Source organism: Rhizobium ruizarguesonis (assembly GCF_012349115.1).
Lineage (GTDB): Bacteria > Pseudomonadota > Alphaproteobacteria > Rhizobiales > Rhizobiaceae > Rhizobium > Rhizobium ruizarguesonis.
Genome location: NZ_PQIG01000111.1, coordinates 154,229 through 171,859 on the forward strand (window position 1 = coordinate 154,229; position 17,631 = coordinate 171,859).

The following is a 17,631-nucleotide window of genomic DNA, read 5'->3' on the forward strand; positions in this document are numbered from 1 at the left end:
TCCGGAATGCGGGTTGGTCCTAGCCGAATTTCTCGGTCGTATCGGCTTTGCCGAACACCCAGTAGCCGGATGCCTTGATCCAGCCGAGCGGGCAACCTCGTTCCAGCAGGTAGGCGCGGATATCGCGCGTTGCCGAGGCTTCCGCCGCGACCCAGATGAAGGTCTCCGGCTGGATATCGACTGTGCTCAACGGTTTCAGCAGGGCTGCGGCATCGGTTGCCTGCGAAAGAGGCCGGTGCGCCCAGTGGGCGTACAGTTCGGCTGATGTCTCGAAGACTTGCTCTTCCAACGGGCCGGTGACGGCTGCGATTGTGGTGATGACGGTTCCGGCGCCGCTCTCCTCGATCCGGCGGCCGATCGCCGGCAGCGCGGTTTCGTCGCCGATCAGCAGCCACCGTTTGACTGTCGCGGAAACTACGGCGGAGCCCCTTGGTCCGCCGATCTCGAGCCTGTCGCCGGCGCGCGCGTCGATCGCCCATTGGGTCACTGGACCTGCCTCATGCAAGGCGAAGTCGATGGTTAGTTTTCGTTCGGTGTTATCGTAGCGGCGCGGCGTGTAGTCACGGCGTTCTTCGCCGCCATCGGCGGCCGGTACGAAAATCTTGATGTGGTCGTCGGGCGCAAGGCTGATGAAATCGCCAAGATCATCGCCGGTCAACGTGATGCGGCGCATGCCGGGGGTGATGTCGACGACGCTCTCGACCGAGAGGGTGCGCCGTCGCGTGTCGTGGCGGACCCGTTCGATGCCGGGGGCCGATGAAATCTGATCTTTGAGTTGATTGTTGTCCATGTGTCCTCAGGAGCTTTTTTGAGCTCGATCCGCAGGACATAGTCGCGCAGATCGAAGCCGCAGGGCCGTTCGATCATACGCGTTGAGTGACGTTAACGCTTACGTGGCCGGGTGACCCGGCCATTGACGGCATGATGTAGCCGACGACGGCGGCATGTGCAACCGCAAGGGAACCAGCAAGGGCGATGATTGCCAAAGTTTAACTTTCCGGCGCTGGTTCGGTCGGGCAATGATCGGCTGATCAACGCGCAGGCGGTCATGGAGAAGACAATGGACAGCAGAATCCGGGACGTGCTCGACATCTATCACGCGATGATCGAGACGGAGCATAACAGTCCGCGCGAACTGCCTCCTGGCGGGCGCGACGGAGGACAGGATCAGCGGCTGCGGGCGGTCGGACCTGCAACCGGACAGTTCATCAATATCCTCGCCAAGAGCCTCAAGAGCCCGACCATTCTCGAACTCGGCACCTCCTTCGGTTATTCCGGGATCTGGCTGGCGGAAGCCGCGCGCGCTTCCGGCGGGCAGCTGATCACCATGGAAATGCACGACTACAAGTCGACCTACGCACGCGACATGGCCGTCAAGGCGGGGCTCGCAGAGCATGTGGAATTCAAGGTTGGGGATGCGGTCCAGATGATCGGCGAACTTTCCCAGGGCATCGACTTCGTGCTGGTGGATCTCTGGAAGGATCTTTACGTTCCATGCCTCGAGGCTTTCTATCCCAAGCTCAATCCGGGCGCGATCATCGTCGCCGACAACATGCTGCGCCCGGGAGGCGACGATCTCAAACGCTATGGTGAGGCTGTCCGTGCCAAGCCCGGGATATCAAGCGTGCTGCTGCCGGTCGGCAGCGGGCTTGAGGTCAGTCGGTTCGATTGAGGCTGAGGTGAGATTAGCGGCCATTTTGTTTTTAGTTGCAGCAAAAAAGAAGACACGTTTTAAGCTAATTTCCGACACGGTCCCGATCAAAGCTCTGCGTTATTGCGAGCTTTGGAGATGTGATGTCGGGCATTCTTATCGCCACCCTTTTGGCAACGGTTTCTGCAAAGATTCCCGCCGGATTTTCCAGCGGTGATCTCCTTCATTCTGATTGCGGCGGCTCACGGCAGTTTGTCGTCGGATATGTCGCGGGTTGGTTGGACAAGTGGAACCGGGACGAGTATCTGGCCCGCCGAATTTTCACCGAAGTCGTTCCTGCGCCGAAAGCAATGGTGAACTCGGCGTATTTTGCTAACTCCGTTGGGGTAAACGTCTGTGTGCCGATTGGAACGACCGCGGAAGCAATCGGCAATACATTGTGTACATTCCTGGAAGAGAATCCCGGCATTCGCGAGGCCACCGGCGACGAACTGATGACGACGTTGATCGCCTATAAATACCGCTGCCCCGTGCCGTAAGAACGTCAAACTCCTCCCGGCTTGTTGGTTTCGATGAAACGGCTGAGCGAGGTGGCGGCGTTCAGCATGTGGGCGCGCATGCGCCGGGATGCCATCTCACCGTCGCCTTCGGCGATCGCCTGCATGATTGCCTCGTGTTCGTCCCGGGATCGGCGCAGCCGTTCGCCCTGGCGCAGCTGCGTGCGCCGAAAGGCGTTCAGGCGGTTGCGCACGGCGATCGCCTGTTCGGCAAGGAAGCCATTGTGGGTAGCGTGATAGATGGCTTCATGGAATTGGCGGTTGAAGCTGTCATAGGCATCGAAGTCCCCGGCTTCGACGATCGGCTGGGAGAGATCGTGCAGTTCGATCAGATGGCTCCGCTCCAGCGGTGTCATGCGGTAGGTGGCGAGCCTGACGCATACCGCCTCGATCTCGGCCACCGTTTCGAACATCTCCATGATGCGCTCCGGCGTCATACGGGCGACGACGCCGCCGCGTCGGGCGCGAAGCTCGACGAGGCCGCCCGCCGCCAGCTGACGCAGCGCTTCGCGAACCGGCGTGCGGGAGGCGCCGAAACGATCGGCAAGCTGCTGTTCGTCTAACGCTGCGCCCGCCGCCATTGTGCCGGTGGCGATCTCGTCCGTCAGGGCGTTGCGAATGCGGTCGGAGAGCAATCCGCGATCATCGCCGTCATCCTCGGTTTCGAAACCACTCGCCATTCCGTTTTCTCCGATCTGTTTCAAACATCGACGGCTCGGTCGATTGTGTATGCAAATGCGATTGGCGTGCCGCTAGGCGCATACACTGATTGCATCACGAAGGTGTTACGTATTCAATAATTGACTTTATATCGGATGGGAATACATAAATTTCCAGCAAGCAGGCTTCTGTATACACGAAGCCGCTTTAAATACCGAATATGACGACCGGAGCTCGCAACGCGACGAAGGCCAGTTCCTCGCGCCGGGCAAAGCGAACCGTTCCGACACGGCATCACAGACCAACCGATACTGACTTGGCTTCGGTTATTCGGTCCCGAGCCGACATGCTTTCGATCCTTCAATTCCTGGACGCACAAGGAACCAGATCATGATGATAAACAGACGGACTTTCTCGGCTGCCCTTGTTGCCGGCGCCGCCGCTTCTCTGCTTGCCACCCGCGGCATGGCTGCGACATCCGCTCCCGTAAAGGCGCGCAACGTCGTGCTGGCGCATGGGCTGTTTGCCGACGGCTCGTGCTGGACCGAGGTCATCGCCCGCCTGCAGGCGGCCGGGCTCAATGCCACGGCGGTGCAGAACCCGCTGACGACGTTGCCGGAGGCCGTCGCTGCCGTGAAGCGGGTGCTCGACCGACAGGACGGCCCAACGGTTCTGGTTGGGCATTCGTTTTCCGGCATGATCGTCACCGAGGCCGGCGTGCACCCGAATGTTTCGGCGCTCGTCTATGTCGCGGCGCGGGCGCCGGATGCGGGTGAGGATTATACCGCCCTCGCCAAGACCTACCCGACGCCGCCGGCTTCTGCCGGCATCGTCTTCGACGGCGACGAGGGACGCCTCAGCGAGGAAGCCTTCCTGCGTGACTTCGCCGGCGACCTGCCGGAGGCGAAGGCGAAAGTTCTTTACGCCGTGCAGCAGCCGTTTCAAAAGGCGCTGTTGACCGGCAAGACCACGCAGGCCGCCTGGCGTTCGAAGCCGAGCTGGTATGCCGTCTCGACCGAGGACCGGACGATCAATCCCGATCTCGAACGCTTCATGGCCAAACGCATGGGAGCAAAGACCATTGAAATCCAGGCCAGCCATCTGTCGTTGATCTCCCACCCGGACGAGATCACAAAGCTGATCCTCACGGCGGCATGGCAGAATACGGACTGATGCCGAGGCCGGGAAGCGGCAGGGCCGTTCGCCGGCTGGTCACCGGCTTACTTTGGTGATGGGCCATGATGCCGCGACGGTCGCGTCAAGTTTGGCCGAGGTTCGGAACAAGAGGCGGCCGAGGGGTGTTAACCGAGCTAAGCCTCCATCGAGGTTGCAGTTCACCTCGTTTGCGAGAGACCGCTATGGCCATCCACTTCAACCATACAATCCTCTTGGCTCGCGACAGCAAGGCCTCGGCAGATTTTCTGGCCGACATGTTGGGGCTGCCGGCGCCGCGGCGCTGGGGGCCGTTCTACATGGTCACGACCGACAACGACGCCAATCTCGACTATATGGATACCGAAGGCGAGATCGTCCGCCAACACTACGCCTTCCTGGTCGGAGACGGTGAATTCGAGGCGATATTCAATCGAATTCGCGAGCGGGACCTGCGCTACTGGGCTGACCCCGGCCAGCGGAAGCCGAGCGAGACCAATGACCACGACAGCGGGCGCGGGGTCTATTTCGAAGATCCGAACGGCCATCTGGTTGAAATCATCACGCGCCCCTATGGCAGCGGCGGCTGGAATCCGTGAGCTTGGCGCCAAGGGAGGCGAGCCCGGTGCCGATTATGGACAACCAGGCGGCAACATCCCTGAGCGGCGAGGGGCCGCCGCTCCTCTCATATCGGTCGGCGCAGCGGCCTGAACGCTGCTCGAAGCTCGGCGGAGAAGAGCTCGGGCTGCTCCCAGGCGGCGAAGTGGCCGCCCTTGTCGACCTTGTGGAAATAGATAAGGTTGCGATAGGCGCGACGGGCCCATGTCTCCGGGGCCTGATAGCTCTCCCCAGGAAAGACGGTGATGGCGACCGGAAGCGCGATCTTGGAGGTCTTCTCGCCGGCCGCAAGGACGGGACTGCGCCCGCCGCCATATTCCCAGTAGATCCGGGCCGAGGAAGCGGCGCTGTTGGTCAACCAGTAAAGCGTGATGTCGTCGAGCACCTCGTCGGGAGACTTTTCGGGATCGCTGCTGTCGTAGGTCCAGTGCGTAAAGCCTGGATGACCGAGCGTCCATGCCGCAAGGCCGGCCGGGGAATCCGATATGGCGTAGCCGATCGTCTGCGGCCTCGTGCCCATCATCGTGGCATAGGACCTGTTCCCCATCTTGGCTGCGGCGCTGAGGGCATCGAACGCCGCGCGTTCCTCGGTGGAGAGTCGCTGCGGCGCCGGCCCGCCCGCGGCGAGCACCGCGGCAACTTCGGGCGGCACGACAGCCGGCAGGTTGATGTGGATGCCGAGCAGACCTTGTGGCGCGAGCCGTGCCATCGCGCCGGAGACCGGCGAGCCCCAGTCGCCGCCCTGGGCGACGTAGCTGCTGTAAGCGAGGCGCTTCATCAGTTCCGCCCAGGCCCGCGCGATGCGGTCCGGCCCCCAGCCGGTGCCGGTCGGCTTGCCGGAGAAGCCGTAGCCCGGCATCGACGGAATGACCACGTCGAACGCATCTTCGGCGCCTCCGCCATGAGCGGTCGGATCGGTGAGCGGGCCGATGATCTTGAGGTTCTCGAATACCGATCCCGGCCAGCCATGGGTGATGATGACGGGCAGGGCATTCGGATGTTTCGAGTGCACGTGAATGAAGTGGATGTCTAGGCCGTCGATCTCGGTGATGAATTGCGGCAGCGCGTTCAGCTTCGCTTCCGCCTTTCGCCAGTCGTAGCCGGTGCCCCAATAATCGACGAGCGGCTTGATCTTTTCGAGCTGTATGCCTTGCGACTGGTCGTCGACCGTCTCGCGTTCGGGCCAGCGTGTTGCCAGCACGCGTCGGCGAAGATCGAGGAGGTCCGCCTCGGGAGTGTCGACGCGAAACGGGCGGATCGCATCTCCCGTGGCAGCCGATGCCAGATAGGACGGAAACAGGCTGGTCGCGCCCGCGGCGGCGATCCCGATCGCCGCGGTGGTCAGGAACCTGCGCCGGTCGCGGTTCGGGGATTCCGGGCCGGCACTTGTGGGCATTTTGAAGAGCATGGTCATGGCATTGTTTCCTTTGAAGCAGACGCCTTGGGCAAGACTTCGATGAGTTCGGCCGTCGTCAGAATAGCATGGGGCCTAGGTCGGGCCGTTCAACTCATTAGGTGCGAGAAGGCGGCCGTCGCGTCGCTCACCAGGGTCGTGAAATAACCGAGTTCCATGGCGAAGCGGGCGGCGGATTCGATACAGGTATTCCCGCCGGATCATCTCGATGCGAGGCTGGCCGTATTGCGCAGGTGATCGGGATGCGTGCCGCCGCCCATACTTCTCGCCACCATCGCGACGATGGTTTCGAAGAGTTCGTTCTTTGCCTCGACGGCGGTGATGTCGCCTGACGCGGCGGCATAGGAGAGGGCTTCGGCGGCGCCGAGCATGGCCCAGAGGCCGGCTCCGGCGATCGTGCCGGCATCGGTAAAGGGCGAAAGCGCGATGCGGCATTTCTCGATGAAGGCCGCTTCGTATTCGCGCTTGATCCTTTCGAGTTCCGGCGAACCGGCAAGTGCTGCGATCACACCGGCGATTTCGCGGCCCTGAAGAAGCACGCAGTCGACATAGGAGGTGGCGATGACTGTGGCCCGGTCGGCGAGCGACGGCTGGCTTGCCGCAAGGGCTGCGTCCATCACAACCGTCTGGCGGGCGTCGAATTCGCGGTAGAGCGCTGCGAGCAGGCCGGGGCGGGTTTCGAAATGATCATAGACTACGGGTTTCGTTACGCCCGCCAGCTCGGAAAGCCGGCCGAGGGTCAGCGCTTCCGTTCCCTCATCACGGGCGATCTGCCAAGCGACGTCGAGCAACTGGCGATGCCGATCCTGCCGCGATAGGCGGCGGCGCGGTTGCGGATCGGTCGGCTGACCTGTTGTTTCGGCGCTTGACATCACTATATACCAAAAGTAACTTACTGAAAGTAGCTTACCAAAGGTATACAGCCCGCGACTTCCGTCCGCAATCATTCAACAGGAGTTTTCTGTATGCACGCGCTCATCGTCGTCGCGCATCCCGATCCCCAATCGCTCACCCACGGCGTCGCCGCCCATCTTGCCGAAGGTGTCACACTTTCCGATGCCGGCCATTCCGTCGAGTTTGCCGATCTCGCGGCCGAGGGCTTCGATCCCCGGTTCACCGCGGCCGATATCGCTGTGCATCTGCGGAAAGGGGTGCTGCCCGCCGACGTTGCCGCCGAGCAGGCAAGGATCGACCGCGCCGATGCGCTGGTGCTCGTCTATCCCGTCTACTGGTGGTCGATGCCGGGGCTTATCAAGGGATGGATCGACCGGGTGTTCAGCAATGGCTGGGCTTACGACGATCGCCCGGATACCGGGCTGGTGAAGCTGCTTGGCCGCCTGCCGGTGCATCTGGTCGGCCTCGGCGGCGCCGATGCCGGGACCTATATGCGGCACGGCTATTTCGGCGCCATGAAGACGCAGATCGATCACGGGATCTTCGACTATTGCGGCGCCCGCGTCGTGACATCGGAGCTGTTGCTCGAAGCCGGACCGGACCATGCGGCCGCCCATCTGGAGACTGCGCGCGCCGTTGGCCGCAGGCTCTTCGTCACATCCGGGCGATACGAGGCGACTGACGCGGCGTAAAGATGTCCGAGTGCTGGTAAGGTTTATCGGCTGGTTAAGGCAGAGTCTTGCGCCGCCGGCCTTTTCACGAGACAAGCCTTGGATGAGCATTCCGACGACACATCCCTTCGCCTTCGATCCAACCTACGGCATGAAGCTTGACGAGCTTCTTGCAATCGAACCGCCGGATGAGCCCGACGGTTTCGACGATTTCTGGGAGGCGCGTTATTTCGAGGCGCTGACGGTCGATCCGAAGCCGGTGCTTTCCCACAGTCGGATCACCCATCCCGACTGGCATGTGCTTGATCTCGTCTATATCTCGACCGGCGAGTTTCGGATCGGCGGCTGGCTGCTTCTGCCGCGTGAAGGGCAGGTGCGGCGCGGCCTCGTCGTCGGGCATGGTTATGGCGGGCGGGATCGGCCTGAATTCGATCTGCCGGTCAAGGAAACGGCAGTGCTTTTTCCCTGCTGCCGCGGGCTGTCGCTTAGCGCTCGTCCGCCGATCTCGCAGAATCCCTCCTGGCATGTGCTCCACGATATCGACAAGCCGAAATCCTATATCATCGGCGGCTGCGTCGAAGATCTGTGGCTTGCGGTCTCAACGCTTGCCGTGCTCTACCCCTGGCTTTCAGGGCATATCGGCTATAGCGGCATCAGCTTCGGCGGCGGTGTTGGGGCAATGGCGATCGCCTATGACGAGCGCATCGATCGCGGCCATCTGGCGCTGCCGAGTTTCGGGGATCAGCCGCTGCGGCTGACCTTGCCGACCGTCGGCAGCGCGCAATCGGTGCAGGACTATCATAAGAAACACGCAGATGTGCTGGAGACGCTTCGGCTCTACGATGCGGCAACGGCCGCTTCGCGGATCAAGGTGCCGATGCTGGTTGCCGTCGCCCTTTTCGATCCTTCTGTCGCGCCACCCTGCCAGTTCGCTGTCGCAAATGCGCTGCCAAAATTTAATGAAATCTTCATCCTGGATGCGGGGCATTTCGACTATCCTGGCAGCGCTGAGCAAGAGGCGGTTCTCCGCGACAAGATCGGTCAGTTTTTCAGGGTGCCATGAACCGCGAATATCTCAGCTGGTACAGTCAGCGGCTGCATCGAGACATGGAGATGCTGGTGTTCGGCCATGCCGGCGCCAAGGTTCTGGTTTTTCCGACGCGGGAAGGGCGCTTCTTCGAATATGAGCAGCTCGGCCTAGTCGGAAGCCTTGCCGACAAGCTCGAGGCGGGCCATCTCCAGCTCTGTTGCATCGAGGGAATGGCGGCCGAGACCTTCTATGCCTTCCACCATCACCCCGCCGAGCGCATCCGCCGGCATGGCGCCTTCGAGGATTATATCCTGCACGAAGTGTTGCCGTTGATGGCGGCGAAGAATTCGCACGACTGCACCATCGTGCACGGCTGCAGCCTCGGGGCCTTCCAGGCGGCGAGCCTGTTCTTTCGTCATCCGCATCTCTTCCGCAAGCTCGTCGCCTTTTCCGGCCGCTACGACCTGACGATGAAGGTGGAATCCTTCGCCGACCTGTTCGACGGCTATTACGATGACAGCGTCTATTTCCACACGCCGGCGCATTTTCTTCCAGGGCTCGGCAGCGACTGGCGGCTCGACAGGCTGCGTGAGCGCGACATCGTTCTCACCATTGGCGACGCCGACCCTTTTCTCGACAACAACCGCTATCTCAGCCACCTGCTCGGCGAAAAGAATATCGGCCATCAGCTGCATGTCTGGGATGGACGCGCCCACCGCGCCGGCGCCTGGCGGAAGATGGCAGCGCTTTATATTTGACGGGGCGCCGTTATGGCCAATGCAATGCCGCCGTCGCAACCGGAGCGTCCCAGAGCGCGATCTCCTCGTCGGTCAGCAAGGCAAGGGTGACCGACAGTCCCTGCATGTCGAGCGAGGTGACGTAGGTTCCCACAAGCGAGCGCTCGATCGGGATACCTCTCTCCTCGATAAAGCGGCGGGCGCCGTTATAGGCGAGGTAGAGTTCGGCCGGCGGCGTGCCGCCGAGGCCGTTGACGAAGAGCAGTGCGCGGGTACCCGGCGCCACTGCGATATCGCCGGCGATGGTTTCGCAGAGATGGCCGATGATGGCGTCGGAGGCGGCGAAGGGCTGCCTGGCATGGCCGGGTTCTCCATGGATGCCGATGCCCATTTCCATCTCGCCGGGCCCAAGCGAAAATGTGGTGCGCTCGGTCTGCGGCACCGTCACGCCGTTCAGCGCGACACCCATCGAGCGGATGCGTGTGTTCAATCCCTCGCCAAGCTGCTTCAATTCGGCAAGCGACATGCCGCGTTCGGCCGCAGCACCCAGGAGCTTTTCTACGATCAGCGTTCCGGCAACACCGCGCCGGCCATTACCTTCGCCGGACCTTGATGTCTCGATATCGTCGCTGACGACGACCATGTCGAGGTTGTGGCGGTCGCCGGCCATCTCGATCGCCATTTCGAAATTCATCAGATCGCCGTCATAGTTCTTGACCACGAGCAGGCAGCCGGCGCCGGTATCGGCCTCTTCGATCGCGGCGATGATCTGGCTCGGTGTCGGAGAGGTGAAGATATGGCCGACGCAGGCGGCATCCAGCATGCCGTGGCCGACGAAGCCGATATGCATCGGCTCATGGCCGGCGCCGCCGCCTGATATAAGCGCCACCTTGCCAGCAGTGAGATGGCGGCGGTGGATGCATCTGCGCTCAGGCCCGAACACCACCAAGGCCTCATGGGCGCGCACGAAGCCTTCGACGCTTTCGGCGACCATGGTTTCCGCAGTGTTCATGAACTTCTTCATCAAGCCCCTCCCAAGGCCAAAAGTATTACGCTACGTCAACCAGCGCACTCGTCATTCCGCACCCGATATCGCGACGATCTTCTGCACCAGATCGGAGATCGCCTCTTCCAACAGGCGGTTTTTCCTGTCGTCGCCGAAGTCGGGCACCATCAGTGAAAGGTGCCGCAATTTCTCGGAATGGCCGAGGTCCGGCAGCTTGCCGGGATGGGCGGCCTGATAGGCTTCGAGAAAGCGCTCCTGTTCGGCGGCGCTAAAATGGCAGACGCGGACAATTGTGGCGAGATGGCGCGCCGGCAGCGGCGTTGCATAGGTCGGGCTGGTGATCTGGGTGACGAAGCTGCGATGTTTTCCAAGCGCCGTCGCCAGGCGCTGGCGCGTGCCGGATGGCCTGTTGTCGATGATCTGCGCCAGAATGGACTTGTAGGCGATAATGGCGTCTTCGGTGTCTTCGCGCGCCATTCTACTCTCCGGCTGCCTTTGTGCCATCGGCGTTGAGGCCGATGATCGCCGATCTTATCGCGGGACGCCGGGCCGGCGCCACGGAAAAATGCCGGAGGCCGGCGGCGAGCAGCCCGGGCAGATAGTGCGGATTGCCGGCCATGTCGCCGCAGATGCTGACTGGCTTGCCGGCGGTCAGCTTCACCGCCTGGGCAAGCAGCCGGAGCACCGCAGGCGCCGCATTGCCGGCATCTGCGTCGATATCGTCGCGAGAGGAGGCGGCGAGATACTGGGTAAGATCATTGGTGCCGAACGAAAAGAATGCTGCTGACCCGAAAGTATCGAGCATCAACGCTGCGGCCGGCACCTCCACCATCATGCCGATCGGCGGCATCCGGTGGAGCAGGGATCGGCGGCCGAGCTTTTCGGCTTCCTCGCGGAACAATTCGCGCATCCTGTCGATCTCGTCGGGAAAGGTCACCATCGGCAGCATCACCGAAAGCCTGCCAAAGACGGCGGCGCGCAGCAGGGCGCGGGCCTGGACGCGGGCGATTTCCGGCCGGGCAAGCAGCAGTCGGATGCCGCGCAGGCCAGAGGCCGAGAGACCCGGCAGGTCTTCGGGGCCGGCAAGCGGCTTGTCGCCCCCGATATCGAGCATGCGGATCGTCACTGGCCTGTCACCCGCCTGCTCCAGCACGCGGCGATAGATCGCCAGCTGCCGTTCCTCATTGGCGGCATCGGCGACCGAGGTGATTGAAAATTCCGAGCGCATCAGGCCGACGCCAGCCGTTGCCGGATCGAGCGCGTCGATCTCGGCGGGGTCGTTGATGTTGATGGAGAGCAGGATCGGCACGCCGTCCGCCGTGCGCAGTTCGCTGCTTTCGTTCTGCGTGTCGGCGGTAGGCGCCTGTGCAGGCGCGAGCGGCGGGATCAGCATGCCGCCTGCCTTGAGTACGACCGCACCGGCGTCGCCATCCACGCCGACAGGATCTCCGTCTGCGGCCGAAAAGCGACCGGTGCCGATCACCATCGGTACCGATTTGGCCCGGGCGAGCAGGGCGACATGGCCGGCGGTGCTGCCTGCGAACAGCGCGATGCCGCCGCCTTTCGACCAGTCATGGGCGAGAAAGCGGCTCGGCTCCATATCCTTGCCGACGAAGATCGAACCGGGCGGAAAATCGGCGATCGGGGTGCCGGCGAGCGCCCCAAGCACACGGTTCTTGATGTCGAGAATATCGACGGCGCGTGCCCGCATCTGCTCCTCGTCGGCCGCTTCGAGTTCGCCGATATAGGCGTCGAGGGTGGCGACCCAGGCAAAGACGACGTTCTCGTCGGCTTCCATGCGCGCGCCGGTCGCTTCCGCGATGGTCGGATCGCGCAGCACCTCGATCTGGAAATCGATGATATCCCGGCTTTCGGCATCGGCTCCATCGGCAAGGCGCTCCAGCTCGCCTATCGAGATGTCGATCGCCTTCTCGAGCGCGCCGTATCCGCCGGCCGTGCTGGGCGCGGGAGCGTCCGGCCGCTCGGCCAGAAATGCCGGGCCGGATGCGATGCCCGGGGATGCGCTCTTTGCTGTCAGCCTAAGCGGTGCGGCCATGTTTCTTTTCCTCATCGAAGTTGCGCTCGATGAGTTCCTTCAGGGCGCGGATCGCCTCCTCGGCGAGAATGCCGTCGGCGCGAATCCTGAGGATCGATCCTTTTCGGATTTTCGCACCCATGATCTTGATGATGCTCTTGCCGTTCAGCCAGACGTCGCTGCCGTTGACGGCGATCTCGATCGAACAGGGGAAGGACTTGGCAAGCCGCGTGAAGGTAACGGAGGGGCGGGCATGCAGCCCGACGCCGTGCTTGACTTCTACCTCCGTCTGGCAATTCACGTGCAATGGATGGGGCTCCTGTTTTTCACTACGCAATCCTGTTGTCATCAGGGGGACAGTTCCTCGGCTGTGGCGACGACCTTGGCCAGCGACGCGCCCCCCGACGCCTCGGCGGCGGCGATGACGGCGCCTTCGACCAGCGGCGCGTTGCAGATGGAGACGAGGGCCGAGCGGGGAAGCCCCAGCATTTCGATCGCCATTTCGCTGTTGGTTTCGGCGCCGCCGAGATCGACGAAGACGGCGACGCCGGCATCGGACCAAGCGGCCTCGATTGCCCTCAGGATGCCGCCGGCATCGGTGCCGAGTTCACCATGGACATTGCCGCCCGACCAGGCGAGCGGTACGCTGTCGCCCACCATTTGCCGCACCATATCGGCGATCCCCCGTGCCACCAGCGGCGAGTGGGAGACGATCACGATACCCACATTTGCGGTCTTTCCATTCATTGCGGACGATGCTCCCCGAGATAGCGACAGATCGCCGTGGTCAGCAGCGCACAGCTCGACGCGCCGGGATCGACATGACCGATCGAGCGGTCGCCGAGATAGGCGGCGCGCCCGCGCATCGCCTTCATGTCAGCGGTGCGGTTGGCGGAACGCTCGGCCCTGCGGGCGATTGCGCCGAGCGGCGAGCGGCTGGCGAGTGCCGCATGCACGGGATAGAGCACGTCGAGCAGGGTTTTGTCGCCGGCATGCGCCCGACCGCGTCTTGCGACGGCGTCGATCGCCTGTTTCAGCACCTGCGAAAAATCGGCCTTCTCGTCGTTTTTGCGAAGCTCGCGACCGATCTCCATCAGCAGCGTGCCGTAGAGCGGCCCGGCCGCACCGCCGACATTCATCACCAGGGTCAGGCCGATCTTTTCCATGGCGTCGGGGAAGGGCAGGCTGGACAGGCTTTCGCCTTCGGCGCTCACCGCCTCGCAGCCGCGCCGCATATTGGTTCCGTGATCGCCATCGCCGATGGCGCGATCGAGCGCACAGAGGTGATCGGTGTTTTCCGCGATCGTCGCGCGGCACACCTCGATCAATCCTGCCACAAGCACCGGTTCCGCCTGCACTGCCATCCCTCCCTGTCGCCGCGCCGCCCGCGGGCTTTTGAATTTCACCCCGGTCAGGCGAGGCTTGCCGCCACGCCAAACGCGCCGGCAACCGCCACGGCGCCGGGATCGGCAACGCCCGCCAGATCCCTTTCGCCGACATAGGAGGCGCGTCCGGCGCGCGCCTTCATCATCGTCTTCGTCGACTCGGCACCGGCTGCCGCTGCCTTTGCCGCTGCGACGACATCGCCGGATGCAAGCGCCTGCAGGGCAGGCGACAGTGCATCGACCATCGTCCGGTCGCCGACTGCGGCTCCGCCATAGAACGTCATCCTGTCGAGCCCGGCAAGAAGGGCGGCTGATATATCGGCCTTGCCAGTCATCGCCTTTGCTGCGGCGGTGAAGAAGATCGACAGCAGCACGCCGCTCGATCCGCCCATGCTGGTGCCGAGGATATCGCCGAGCGAGGCAAGCGTTGCGGCCGGCCGGTCGAGCGGCAGCGTGTCGAGGCGGGCCAGCACGCTGCGGGCGCCCGTCGCCACCGTCGAGCCGGTATCGCCGTCGCCGACGCGGCCATCCAGCCGGTTGAGCTCGCTTTCCTGTGAGATCAGATGCTCGCAGAGCGCCGTGATCAGGCGGCGGTTGCGATCATTTTCTCCGGCCTTGCCGTTGGCGCCGTTCAGTCCGGCTGATGTTCTCGGTGCGGCGATGATCCTAATCTCGTGGCGTTCGACGGCCGGCATCCAGGCATGCGGCTCGACCGCCGCCGCCAGCGCCGCCTCGCGCTCGGCATCCAGCCGGACCAGCGACAGCGAGAAGCCGTTCATGTTGAGCGCGGTCATCATCGGCGCCGGGCCGATGATCAGCTGGACGCGGCGGCCAAGCGGCGAGGACAGCACGGCATTGGCGATGACGGTCATTTCGAGCGGCGGCACGGCGCCGAGATTGTTGATCAGAAGGGCATGGCTTCCCCCTTCGCGCAACGTCGGCAACAGGCGTGCCACCATGGTGGCGACGATATCGGCGACCGGCTGCAGCGTGATACGTTCGACGCCGGGCTCGCCATGGATGCCGAGTCCGAGCTCGCCTTCGTTCTCGCCGAGGCGGCTCTCATGCGCCTGGCCGGGCACGCTGCAGGTGGACAGCGACATGCCGAGCGAGACGATATCGCCGGCTGCTGCCGCGGCATGGGCTGCGACCGTCTTCAGATCCTCGCCCCTCTCGGCGTGATAACCAGCGATCTTGTGAACGAACAGCGTGCCGGCGACGCCGCGCGGCTGGTTGATGCCGGGGATGGCGATATCGTCGGCGACGATGACCATCTCGACGTCGAAGCCCTCGGCGCGCGCCTTTTCGGCGGCAAGGCCGAAATTCAGCCGGTCGCCGGTGTAGTTCTTGACGATCAGCAGGGCGCCCTTCGGGCCGGCAACGGCGCGGATCGCCGTCAGCGCGGCATCGACGCTCGGCGAGGCGAAGATTTCGCCGGATACGGCCGCCGTCAGCATGCCCTTGCCGACAAAGCCGGCATGGGAGGGCTCATGGCCGGCGCCGCCGCCGGAGATGATCGCCACTTTCGACTTGTCCCAGTCCGCGCGCAGGATCACCTTGATGTCGGGAAAGCTGTCGAGGCGGGCCAGACGACCGGCACTGCTGGTCAGAAGCAGACCATCCAAGGCTTCGGTGACGATGTTTTCCCTGCGGTTGAAGAAGTGTTTCATCGATTGAGACCCGTCTGTTTGTTTTTCATGCCATCATCATGTCTGTCTGCCGGTCAGGAAAGACGCTGTCCACCGGCGTCGAAATACAGTGGATCGCGCAGCGTTAGACTGATCCGGTCGCCCGGGGCGATCGCCAGATATGGATCTGCAAGTGTGACGAGCTTGTGATTGCCAGCCCTGATGTGCAGATGGTTCTGGTCGCCGAGATGCTCGATCCAGTCGATCTCGGCATTGGCATCCTTGCCGACAATGATGTCGAGATGTTCGGTGCGCGCGCCGACGGTTTTCGTGCCGGCCGGCGGCTGGCCGCCGGGGAGCAGGTCCGCCGGCAACAGGTTGATATGCGGCTGGCCGAGGCGGGCGGCGACATGCAGGTTGGCGGGATTGCCGTAGATTTCGCGCGGTGTTCCCACTTGCATCAGCCGTCCCTCGGCGACGATGCCGATACGGTCGGCCATGGTCATGGCTTCCACCTGGTCGTGGGTGACATAGAGCAGCGTCGAGCCAAGCTCCTTCTGGATACGCTTCAGCTCCAGGCGCAGTTCGGCGCGCAGCTTGGCGTCGAGCGAGGACAGCGGTTCATCCATCAGATAGATCGCCGGCCGGCGCACCAGCGCGCGGCCGATCGCGACACGCTGCATCTCGCCGCCGGAAAGCCTGGTCGAGCGGTTCTCCAGCTTGTGGTCGATCCTGACCATGCGCGCGACCTCGCGGACGCGACGGTCGATCTCTTCGGTGCTCAGTTTGCGGACCGGCGCCTTCAGCGGGAAGGCGAGGTTCTCGTAGACCGTCATATGCGGATAGAGCGAATATTGCTGGAAGACGAAGGCGACGTCGCGTTCGGCCGGAGCTTCGGCGGCGACATTGCGGCCGCCGATTTCGATGCGGCCGCTATCGGGCTTTTCGAGGCCGGCGATCAGCCGCAGCGTCGTCGTCTTGCCGGCGCCTGTGGGACCGAGCAGCACGACGAACTCTCCGTCGCGGATCGAGAGATCGAGATCGACTAAGGCCTGGGTGTCGCCGAAGCGTTTGGCGAGGTTCCTGAGAACGACATCAGCCATGCCGGGTCTCCTGATAGAGCGAGGACGGTACGGCACGGCCCGACGTGCAGTCGAAGAGCGCGAGTTTCGCCGGATTGAATTCCAGGCCGACCCTCTCGCCGATCTGGAAGCTGCGATGGGCGGGAACGCGGGCCTTGATCAGGCCGCCCGGGGTTTCCACAGCCACGACCTGGTTGGTGCCGAGATATTCGCTGCCATAGACGGCGCCACGCAGCGCCGAGGCATCGTTGAAGCGGATATGCTCCGGCCGCACGCCGAGGGCCAGCTCGCTCTCGGCCATGTCCTGGTGGATCTCGGGAACGGCGACGTCGATGCCGTCGAGCAGGATGGATTTGTCGCCGCTTTTCAAGCCGGAGGTGAAGCGCATGAAGTTCATCGGCGGCGAGCCGATGAAATCGGCGACATACATGGTCGCCGGCTTGGCATAGATCTCCTGCGGCGTGCCGAACTGCTCGATGACGCCATGGTTCATCACGGCGATCTTGTCGGCCATCGCCATTGCCTCGTGCTGGTCATGGGTGACGTAGACGGTGGTTGCGTGGATGCGGTTGTGCAGTTCGCGCAATTCGTGGACCATGATCTCGCGGAACTCGGCATCGAGCGTGCCAAGCGGCTCGTCCATCAGGAAGCATTTCGGACGCCGGACGATGGCGCGGCCGAGCGCCACGCGCTGCCGGTCGCCGCCGGCAAGGCCCGATACCGAGCGGTTGAGAATATGGTCGATCTGCAGCAGGCGCGCGGTCTCTTCCACGCGTTGACGGATTTCAGCCTTGGCCATGCCCTGCGACAGCAGCGGGAAGCCGATATTCCTACGCACGTTCATATGCGGGTAGAGCGCGAAGAGCTGGAAGACGAAGGCGATGTCGCGGGCGCTGGCGCGGTTGAAGGTGACGTCCTCGCCGTCGAGATAGATCTTGCCGCTGCTTGGCAGCTCGAGGCCGGCGATCATGCGCAGCGTGGTGGTCTTGCCGCAGCCGGAAGGCCCGAGCAGCGCCAGGAACTCGCCGTCATGGACGGTGAAGCTGGAATCCTGAACTGCGACGAAGCTGCCGAATTCCTTGCGAAGATTTTCGATCCGGATGTCCGCCAT

The 17,631-nt window shown here is 63.2% G+C and carries 21 protein-coding genes; 7 read left to right on the forward strand and 14 right to left on the reverse strand.

Going from position 1 to position 17,631, the window contains the following annotated elements; all coding sequences use genetic code 11:
• Positions 1-19: 19 nt before the first annotated feature.
• A complete protein-coding gene (locus C3Y91_RS30485) occupies positions 20-790 on the reverse strand; it encodes a siderophore-interacting protein (RefSeq protein ID WP_168576153.1) in 771 nt (256 codons plus the stop codon).
• Between the two features lie 270 nt (positions 791-1,060).
• Between C3Y91_RS30485 and C3Y91_RS30490 the strand changes: the two genes are divergently transcribed.
• Together C3Y91_RS30490 and C3Y91_RS30495 are read left to right on the forward strand one after the other, a co-directional pair.
• A complete protein-coding gene (locus tag C3Y91_RS30490) occupies positions 1,061-1,672 on the forward strand; it encodes an O-methyltransferase (protein ID WP_130681939.1) in 612 nt (203 codons plus the stop codon).
• Between the two features lie 122 nt (positions 1,673-1,794).
• Complete coding sequence (locus C3Y91_RS30495) at positions 1,795-2,190, forward strand: hypothetical protein (protein WP_075224886.1); 396 nt, start codon at positions 1,795-1,797, stop codon at positions 2,188-2,190.
• 5 nt (positions 2,191-2,195) lie between these two features.
• Here the strand turns inward: C3Y91_RS30495 and C3Y91_RS30500 are convergent, their stop codons facing one another.
• Positions 2,196-2,888 (reverse strand): GntR family transcriptional regulator, encoded by a 693-nt coding sequence (locus C3Y91_RS30500; RefSeq protein ID WP_075224887.1) that lies wholly within the window; start codon positions 2,886-2,888, stop codon positions 2,196-2,198.
• 370 nt (positions 2,889-3,258) lie between these two features.
• Here C3Y91_RS30500 and C3Y91_RS30505 point away from each other — a divergent pair, with 370 nt between their 5' ends.
• Together C3Y91_RS30505 and C3Y91_RS30510 are read left to right on the forward strand one after the other, a co-directional pair.
• Complete coding sequence (locus C3Y91_RS30505) at positions 3,259-4,041, forward strand: alpha/beta fold hydrolase (RefSeq protein ID WP_168576154.1); 783 nt, start codon at positions 3,259-3,261, stop codon at positions 4,039-4,041.
• A gap of 185 nt (positions 4,042-4,226) precedes the next feature.
• Positions 4,227-4,619 carry a VOC family protein gene (locus tag C3Y91_RS30510; protein ID WP_024322149.1) on the forward strand — a complete coding sequence of 131 codons (393 nt, stop codon included), beginning with the start codon at positions 4,227-4,229 and terminating at the stop codon, positions 4,617-4,619.
• 86 nt (positions 4,620-4,705) lie between these two features.
• On the opposite strand, the gene C3Y91_RS30515 is transcribed toward C3Y91_RS30510, so the two are convergent.
• The 3 genes from C3Y91_RS30515 to C3Y91_RS30525 form a co-directional block, all read right to left on the reverse strand.
• Entirely contained in the window at positions 4,706-6,052 is a 1,347-nt protein-coding gene (locus tag C3Y91_RS30515) for an epoxide hydrolase family protein (RefSeq protein WP_024322148.1), read from the reverse strand.
• Positions 6,053-6,141: 89 nt separating this feature from the next.
• Entirely contained in the window at positions 6,142-6,210 is a 69-nt protein-coding gene (locus C3Y91_RS38790) for a hypothetical protein (protein ID WP_075224926.1), read from the reverse strand.
• A gap of 42 nt (positions 6,211-6,252) precedes the next feature.
• The gene (locus C3Y91_RS30525) at positions 6,253-6,924 is read right to left on the reverse strand and encodes a TetR/AcrR family transcriptional regulator (protein WP_024322147.1); all 672 of its coding nucleotides are present in this window, start codon (positions 6,922-6,924) and stop codon (positions 6,253-6,255) included.
• 93 nt (positions 6,925-7,017) lie between these two features.
• On the opposite strand from C3Y91_RS30525, the gene C3Y91_RS30530 reads away from it, so the two are divergent.
• From C3Y91_RS30530 to C3Y91_RS30540, 3 genes are all read left to right on the forward strand, one after another.
• Positions 7,018-7,638 (forward strand): NAD(P)H-dependent oxidoreductase, encoded by a 621-nt coding sequence (locus tag C3Y91_RS30530; protein WP_024322146.1) that lies wholly within the window; start codon positions 7,018-7,020, stop codon positions 7,636-7,638.
• Positions 7,639-7,720: 82 nt separating this feature from the next.
• The gene (locus tag C3Y91_RS30535) at positions 7,721-8,680 is read left to right on the forward strand and encodes an acetylxylan esterase (RefSeq protein WP_024322145.1); all 960 of its coding nucleotides are present in this window, start codon (positions 7,721-7,723) and stop codon (positions 8,678-8,680) included.
• Complete coding sequence (locus C3Y91_RS30540; RefSeq protein ID WP_024322144.1) at positions 8,677-9,405, forward strand: esterase family protein; 729 nt, start codon at positions 8,677-8,679, stop codon at positions 9,403-9,405. The genes C3Y91_RS30535 and C3Y91_RS30540 overlap by 4 nt, the downstream gene beginning before the upstream one ends.
• Positions 9,406-9,415: 10 nt before the next feature.
• On the opposite strand, the gene dhaK is transcribed toward C3Y91_RS30540, so the two are convergent.
• From dhaK to C3Y91_RS30585, 9 genes are read right to left on the reverse strand one after another with little or no spacing between them, the layout of a single operon-like run.
• Positions 9,416-10,408 (reverse strand): dihydroxyacetone kinase subunit DhaK, encoded by a 993-nt coding sequence (gene dhaK, locus C3Y91_RS30545; protein ID WP_024322143.1) that lies wholly within the window; start codon positions 10,406-10,408, stop codon positions 9,416-9,418.
• A gap of 51 nt (positions 10,409-10,459) precedes the next feature.
• The gene (locus C3Y91_RS30550; protein WP_003540656.1) at positions 10,460-10,867 is read right to left on the reverse strand and encodes a hypothetical protein; all 408 of its coding nucleotides are present in this window, start codon (positions 10,865-10,867) and stop codon (positions 10,460-10,462) included.
• A 1-nt stretch (position 10,868) separates the two neighbouring features.
• Positions 10,869-12,446 carry a putative PEP-binding protein gene (locus C3Y91_RS30555; RefSeq protein ID WP_024322142.1) on the reverse strand — a complete coding sequence of 526 codons (1,578 nt, stop codon included), beginning with the start codon at positions 12,444-12,446 and terminating at the stop codon, positions 10,869-10,871.
• Positions 12,430-12,774 (reverse strand): HPr family phosphocarrier protein, encoded by a 345-nt coding sequence (locus C3Y91_RS30560; protein WP_018074530.1) that lies wholly within the window; start codon positions 12,772-12,774, stop codon positions 12,430-12,432. The genes C3Y91_RS30555 and C3Y91_RS30560 overlap by 17 nt, the downstream gene beginning before the upstream one ends.
• Positions 12,774-13,172 carry a dihydroxyacetone kinase phosphoryl donor subunit DhaM gene (dhaM, locus tag C3Y91_RS30565; protein ID WP_018480881.1) on the reverse strand — a complete coding sequence of 133 codons (399 nt, stop codon included), beginning with the start codon at positions 13,170-13,172 and terminating at the stop codon, positions 12,774-12,776. The genes C3Y91_RS30560 and dhaM overlap by 1 nt, the downstream gene beginning before the upstream one ends.
• A complete protein-coding gene (gene dhaL / locus C3Y91_RS30570) occupies positions 13,169-13,789 on the reverse strand; it encodes a dihydroxyacetone kinase subunit DhaL (RefSeq protein WP_024322141.1) in 621 nt (206 codons plus the stop codon). The genes dhaM and dhaL overlap by 4 nt, the downstream gene beginning before the upstream one ends.
• A 47-nt stretch (positions 13,790-13,836) precedes the next feature.
• A complete protein-coding gene (locus C3Y91_RS30575; RefSeq protein ID WP_024322140.1) occupies positions 13,837-15,480 on the reverse strand; it encodes a dihydroxyacetone kinase subunit DhaK in 1,644 nt (547 codons plus the stop codon).
• 53 nt (positions 15,481-15,533) lie between these two features.
• A complete protein-coding gene (locus C3Y91_RS30580) occupies positions 15,534-16,541 on the reverse strand; it encodes an ABC transporter ATP-binding protein (RefSeq protein ID WP_024322139.1) in 1,008 nt (335 codons plus the stop codon).
• The gene (locus C3Y91_RS30585; RefSeq protein ID WP_024322138.1) at positions 16,534-17,631 is read right to left on the reverse strand and encodes an ABC transporter ATP-binding protein; all 1,098 of its coding nucleotides are present in this window, start codon (positions 17,629-17,631) and stop codon (positions 16,534-16,536) included. The genes C3Y91_RS30580 and C3Y91_RS30585 overlap by 8 nt, the downstream gene beginning before the upstream one ends.

Excerpts from the sequence above, each read along its gene's own strand:
- C3Y91_RS30485 (WP_168576153.1), bottom strand. The coding sequence starts at position 790 with ATGGACAACAATCAACTCAAAGATCAGATTTCATCGGCCCCCGGCATC.
- C3Y91_RS30490 (WP_130681939.1), top strand. The coding sequence starts at position 1,061 with ATGGACAGCAGAATCCGGGACGTGCTCGACATCTATCACGCGATGATC.
- C3Y91_RS30495 (WP_075224886.1), top strand. The coding sequence starts at position 1,795 with ATGTCGGGCATTCTTATCGCCACCCTTTTGGCAACGGTTTCTGCAAAG.
- C3Y91_RS30500 (WP_075224887.1), bottom strand. The coding sequence starts at position 2,888 with ATGGCGAGTGGTTTCGAAACCGAGGATGACGGCGATGATCGCGGATTG.
- C3Y91_RS30505 (WP_168576154.1), top strand. The coding sequence starts at position 3,259 with ATGATGATAAACAGACGGACTTTCTCGGCTGCCCTTGTTGCCGGCGCC.
- C3Y91_RS30510 (WP_024322149.1), top strand. The coding sequence starts at position 4,227 with ATGGCCATCCACTTCAACCATACAATCCTCTTGGCTCGCGACAGCAAG.
- C3Y91_RS30515 (WP_024322148.1), bottom strand. The coding sequence starts at position 6,052 with ATGACCATGCTCTTCAAAATGCCCACAAGTGCCGGCCCGGAATCCCCG.
- C3Y91_RS30525 (WP_024322147.1), bottom strand. The coding sequence starts at position 6,924 with ATGTCAAGCGCCGAAACAACAGGTCAGCCGACCGATCCGCAACCGCGC.
- C3Y91_RS30530 (WP_024322146.1), top strand. The coding sequence starts at position 7,018 with ATGCACGCGCTCATCGTCGTCGCGCATCCCGATCCCCAATCGCTCACC.
- C3Y91_RS30535 (WP_024322145.1), top strand. The coding sequence starts at position 7,721 with ATGAGCATTCCGACGACACATCCCTTCGCCTTCGATCCAACCTACGGC.
- C3Y91_RS30540 (WP_024322144.1), top strand. The coding sequence starts at position 8,677 with ATGAACCGCGAATATCTCAGCTGGTACAGTCAGCGGCTGCATCGAGAC.
- dhaK (WP_024322143.1), bottom strand. The coding sequence starts at position 10,408 with ATGAAGAAGTTCATGAACACTGCGGAAACCATGGTCGCCGAAAGCGTC.
- C3Y91_RS30550 (WP_003540656.1), bottom strand. The coding sequence starts at position 10,867 with ATGGCGCGCGAAGACACCGAAGACGCCATTATCGCCTACAAGTCCATT.
- C3Y91_RS30555 (WP_024322142.1), bottom strand. The coding sequence starts at position 12,446 with ATGGCCGCACCGCTTAGGCTGACAGCAAAGAGCGCATCCCCGGGCATC.
- C3Y91_RS30560 (WP_018074530.1), bottom strand. The coding sequence starts at position 12,774 with ATGACAACAGGATTGCGTAGTGAAAAACAGGAGCCCCATCCATTGCAC.
- dhaM (WP_018480881.1), bottom strand. The coding sequence starts at position 13,172 with ATGAATGGAAAGACCGCAAATGTGGGTATCGTGATCGTCTCCCACTCG.
- dhaL (WP_024322141.1), bottom strand. The coding sequence starts at position 13,789 with ATGGCAGTGCAGGCGGAACCGGTGCTTGTGGCAGGATTGATCGAGGTG.
- C3Y91_RS30575 (WP_024322140.1), bottom strand. The coding sequence starts at position 15,480 with ATGAAACACTTCTTCAACCGCAGGGAAAACATCGTCACCGAAGCCTTG.
- C3Y91_RS30580 (WP_024322139.1), bottom strand. The coding sequence starts at position 16,541 with ATGGCTGATGTCGTTCTCAGGAACCTCGCCAAACGCTTCGGCGACACC.
- C3Y91_RS30585 (WP_024322138.1), bottom strand. The coding sequence starts at position 17,631 with ATGGCGGACATCCGGATCGAAAATCTTCGCAAGGAATTCGGCAGCTTC.